The 4,304-nt window shown below is 41.4% G+C and carries 3 protein-coding genes and 2 pseudogenes; 1 reads left to right on the forward strand and 4 read right to left on the reverse strand.

The window, feature by feature from the left end; genetic code table 11:
* Positions 1-843 precede the first annotated feature (843 nt).
* Positions 844-1,560 (reverse strand): pirin family protein, encoded by a 717-nt coding sequence (locus tag K4039_RS29650; RefSeq protein ID WP_265240104.1) that lies wholly within the window; start codon positions 1,558-1,560, stop codon positions 844-846.
* A 20-nt stretch (positions 1,561-1,580) separates the two neighbouring features.
* Positions 1,581-2,159, reverse strand: a complete 579-nt coding sequence (locus tag K4039_RS29655; RefSeq protein ID WP_265240105.1) for an antibiotic biosynthesis monooxygenase — start codon at positions 2,157-2,159, stop codon at positions 1,581-1,583.
* A 498-nt stretch (positions 2,160-2,657) separates the two neighbouring features.
* On the opposite strand from K4039_RS29655, the pseudogene K4039_RS29660 reads away from it, so the two are divergent.
* Positions 2,658-2,837, forward strand: a pseudogene (locus tag K4039_RS29660) (IS66 family transposase); the annotation flags it as partial.
* On the opposite strand, the gene K4039_RS29665 reads toward K4039_RS29660, so the two are convergent.
* Positions 2,834-3,472: a hypothetical protein gene (locus K4039_RS29665; protein WP_265240106.1), complete on the reverse strand. Its 639-nt coding sequence runs from the start codon at positions 3,470-3,472 to the stop codon at positions 2,834-2,836. The pseudogene K4039_RS29660 and the gene K4039_RS29665 sit on opposite strands and share 4 nt — an antisense overlap.
* Positions 3,473-3,593: 121 nt before the next feature.
* Positions 3,594-4,304 (reverse strand): annotated as a pseudogene (locus tag K4039_RS29670) (hypothetical protein); the annotation flags it as partial.

Here is a 4,304-nt window from a genome sequence, read left to right on the forward strand (position 1 = left end):
TATTGATCGCTTGAGTTCTCTTACAGTTCGATCGCTTTTGATGAAAGATTCTAACGCCGCTCTTTCTTTTTCCATATCTTTCTGTGGCATTTGTAAGTTATTCATTTTTTTTATTGTCACAATCAATTATTGCATATAATTATATCATAATAAGTGTAGATAATGATTTAGGATTGCTATAATCCAATACGGTTCACTTAAGATTGTCCGAAGAGAGGAACGAAGCAATCGCAGTATTTATTTTTCATGCTTTTTTGCCGCCTGGATATTTTTAAGTGAACCGTATTGCTATATTATCCAGAAAGTTCTTGAGGTGAGGTACATCGCAGTCAGCCTGCATCGGCGATTTTCCCATCGACCTGACCACGCCATAGATGAGTTTTTAGTATTCGCAAACGTTGATTAGAACCACCCAATTGGCACAGGTTTTCTTTGAGATGATACCAAAAAAAGTTAAAAACAGAGGTACTGGAATAAAAATGAATCCTCCTGTTTTTACTATCTTAAAGCCTCCCAAACCTTAAGTAAACCGCATTGCTCTATAACCTGCCGACTTACTTTAATTATGGCTTGGGTTCCATTGGTTTGGGAGCATTTGTGTTTTGCATTTAATAGTCCGAAGGTTCCCGTTCGCGACCTTGTTTCTCGCTAGCTTGCGACTTTTAGGAGGGTTACAGGAGAATTGGCTGAGTTGCGTCGCTCGCAAAATTGTTTGTGCGATCGGATACCGTGAATCTAGGTTTAATGATGAATAGGCGATCGCGATTTTTGTTATAAGTGCGATCGCTTTTATTTTGATATAACTGAAACGAGCGGATGAATAAGTCGATCGCATTTGAGGACTTACGCCAGATCGAAGATCAAGATTTCAGCATTGGCTTCGGTAGTCAGTTCTAGCACTTCTGTGCTACCAATCTGCACGCCATCGCCTTCACACAACGATTCACCGTTCAACGTCACGATGCCGCGTGCTACCTGAACCCACGCAAAGCGATCGCTGGGCATCTCAAACACAACGCGATCGCCTGATGATAGCACCGAAACATAGAGATTAATGTCTTGGTGAATCGTTACAGAGCCGTCTCTCCCATCCTTAGAAGCAACCAATTTCAATTTGCCTTGCTTTGCTTCTAATCCAAAATTAAGCTGCTCGTAACGAGGAGTTAGATTTTGTGTATCCGGTAACATCCAGATTTGCAGAAAATGTACTGGGTCATCTTTGGAAGCGTTGAATTCACTGTGTTGAATGCCTGTACCCGCACTCATAACTTGGACATCTCCGGGACGGATGACCGAACCATTTCCCAGGCTATCTTTATGGGCTAATTCTCCTTCTAAAACGTAGGTGAGAATCTCCATATCGCGGTGTCCGTGGGTAGCAAATCCAGCACCAGGAATAACGCGATCGTCGTTAATTACTCGCAAACTCCGAAAACCCATGCGATCGGGATCTTGGAAGCCACCAAAGGAGAAAGTATGATAACTGTCGAGCCAACCTATTTTTGTATGACCGCGGGCATTGCGATCGTGGATCGGATGCTTGACTTGTGGATTTGACATAGAACTATCCTCCGATAATTTCAAGAATTTTTGGGATAAAGCCATCGATAAAATAACCGAGTTACACGGGGCATAACCAGATAAGTCAAACAGAAAACGGTTAGCAAAGTTAACACAAACGATCGCACTAATGGCGGTAAAACAGTCAATGCAGGCGCAAGGAGCGCTCCCAGAAGCTGGACTACGACAAAGACCGCTAATCCGGTTAAGATCGCCATTTTGTAGCGTTTGGGTGGATGCTGAACGAGCTTTCCTGGCAGGGTGAACCAGGTCTCTAAACCAGTCAGGATTTCTACATTTTGATCTTGTTGTACCAGGGGTTGTACCTTGTCGATCCAGCGTTGGCGGACGGGGGAATCCATCCATTCCTTGAGATGTTTGTAGCAATCAAACTTGAGGACGATCGCATATTCGGGATGGGATGAATCATGGGGACGGATAAAGCTAACGCCACAATGTCCGTCAAATTGTTGGGCAACTCCAGAAACATCATGCAACCATTGTTCGTATTCCTGTTCGCGCCCCGGTTTCACCAGATGTGAAATAGCGGCTGTAACGGGTTGTTTGTCGGTATCTAGTACGACGATCGCAGGTGTCATTTCAATTACGCCTCCTCTCACAATGTAAAGCTACAACCCATACCACATCAGAAGCTCGATCGCGAGCCTGCTTTTCGATCAACTGCCCCAAAAATCCAATCTGGCGATCGCAGCCGAAATCATGAGTATAATCGCCCTATGAAATGGAAGTATGGATCTTTGAGTTTGTCGCTCAGACTTGAATCGAATTATAAACCAATACGCTTGGGTTAATACCGTCAATAGAGATCAAAAAACGATGTGAGAAATGGGGTAGTGCCCTAAAGGTAAGGATGGTTGAAATTCCTTGGCAGTCTGGAGTTCATTGATTTACTACCGTGTAGGAATATCCAAGTATCTGCTCAGGACAGGGTTCAAAGTGCTGATTATTTCGTTAATGTCTTGGCTTTGTAGCTGCAAATACATTAAAAAAGCCAGGATACTTCAGGTCTGTAAGGTTGGCTCCAAGCTCTGAAAGCCTTACATGAAAAGAGCTATGTCCATCCTTACCTAAATAGGACTACCCGTAAAGTATCTGGCGGTTCCCGCTCCATGTTTCGGTTTGAACAAACTGCTGATTTGCTATCTGTGATTCAGACTTGTAGATTTCAAGGTAAAAGTGCAATGGCTTTTTTCCGTGATGCTCTATCTGCCCATTCTTGTAACTTTTTCATGCCTTCTCTGATTCCACAATCTTAGACCTGAATCCTTACGCTGATATTTCGTCGCTGCACCATTGTTCTGGCAGCTAATTCTGCCGGGTTATTATGTAATGGTAATTCCGGATGCTCCAAAACTAAAAGCAACTCAGATATTTTACAAGAAGTTAATTTTTTTCGTTTATCTAATTGTTCATAACCAGTTTGACTGCCGAAAATTTCCCAAAATCTGGATTTAAGCCTCAGCTTCTCCAGCTCAGATGGAGAGTTTCTGTAAGCGAGTAATTCTCGGTAGTAATCCCAAAAATCATCAAGAAACTTATCTAAACTTTTTTGATGACAAGTAACAAATGGACTTAATTTTTTATAATGTCTTGCTTCATGCACCCAACATAAAGATAAATCATCTGTGAGTAATTTAAACTGGGGTGCATCATCAGTGACCAGAGTTTTTATTACCGGAATCTGGGATTGCTGATGATAAAAAGCAATTGCTGCTGCCTCAAAAATTCTGGTACGATGTTGAGAGCCTAAGCAACCCAGATGCTGATTCAGCAAAGAGTTAAATTCATCACCGTTCAACGGAATTTCTTGAGGTAATCCTTTAATTTGATGGCTCCACTTCTGGGGTACATTGAACTTATCTAATAACTCGTAGGTAAGTGGAGAGATCATAAACTGAAGTCCTTGGTTGTTCTGTAATACTCCAAGTACGCTTAATCGGTCTTTTCTTAAAGTTGTAGAATAAACTGTATATAATGGATTGCAAATTATATTTGTCGTGTAATTTACTCCTTTAACACGCTGTTTGGTCTAAGTGTTGCCAAGGGCTACTTGCTAATCCGGATAAATACACTTCGTTAAATTCTGATTGAAAATTTGCTGATTTTTTCACCAGTAGATTTGATAAATAACCGGCTGACATGGAAATCCCAATATTGCTTAAAAAATCTAACAGCTTTCCTTGAGTCATGTTACCTCCATAGTACAGGCTCATAACTAAGGCTTTTACTCCGGGACCAAACTCCCCATCATAGCCGGATGGTAACGGTGAAATGTATGTTTTCTTTTCTGAAGGTGAGTAATACTTCTGTTTCCGGAATAACACGTTATCTGTTTTCAGTAAAATGTCTTGAACTATTACCTCTTCATAACCCTTGAATTCTGAATCGAATGGTAGTTCTGCCTGGGGATACTCGAGGATTTTTTCTCTGTCAACTTTGACCAGAGCATTTTTACTACTTTTAATATGTTTTTTTGGTGTTTTTCGCTCTTTCTCGGATGAGTAGTTTTCTTTTGACTTTTTCGGCCCATTAGCTTTAACCTCTGGTTTGCCCTGTTCTCCTTTCAGACGATTATTTTCGTCTTTTAATCTTTGACTTTCTGACCGTAATTCTTGGGTTTCTGCTTGTAATTGTTCTATGAGGTTCAGCAATATGGACACAGTACGACGCAATGATTCGTCTGCAATTTCAGATGGCTCAATGCTTTGCAGTAAGGTTTCTAC

The sequence above is a fragment of the Lyngbya sp. CCAP 1446/10 genome (assembly GCF_026130175.1).
Lineage (GTDB): Bacteria > Cyanobacteriota > Cyanobacteriia > Cyanobacteriales > Microcoleaceae > Microcoleus.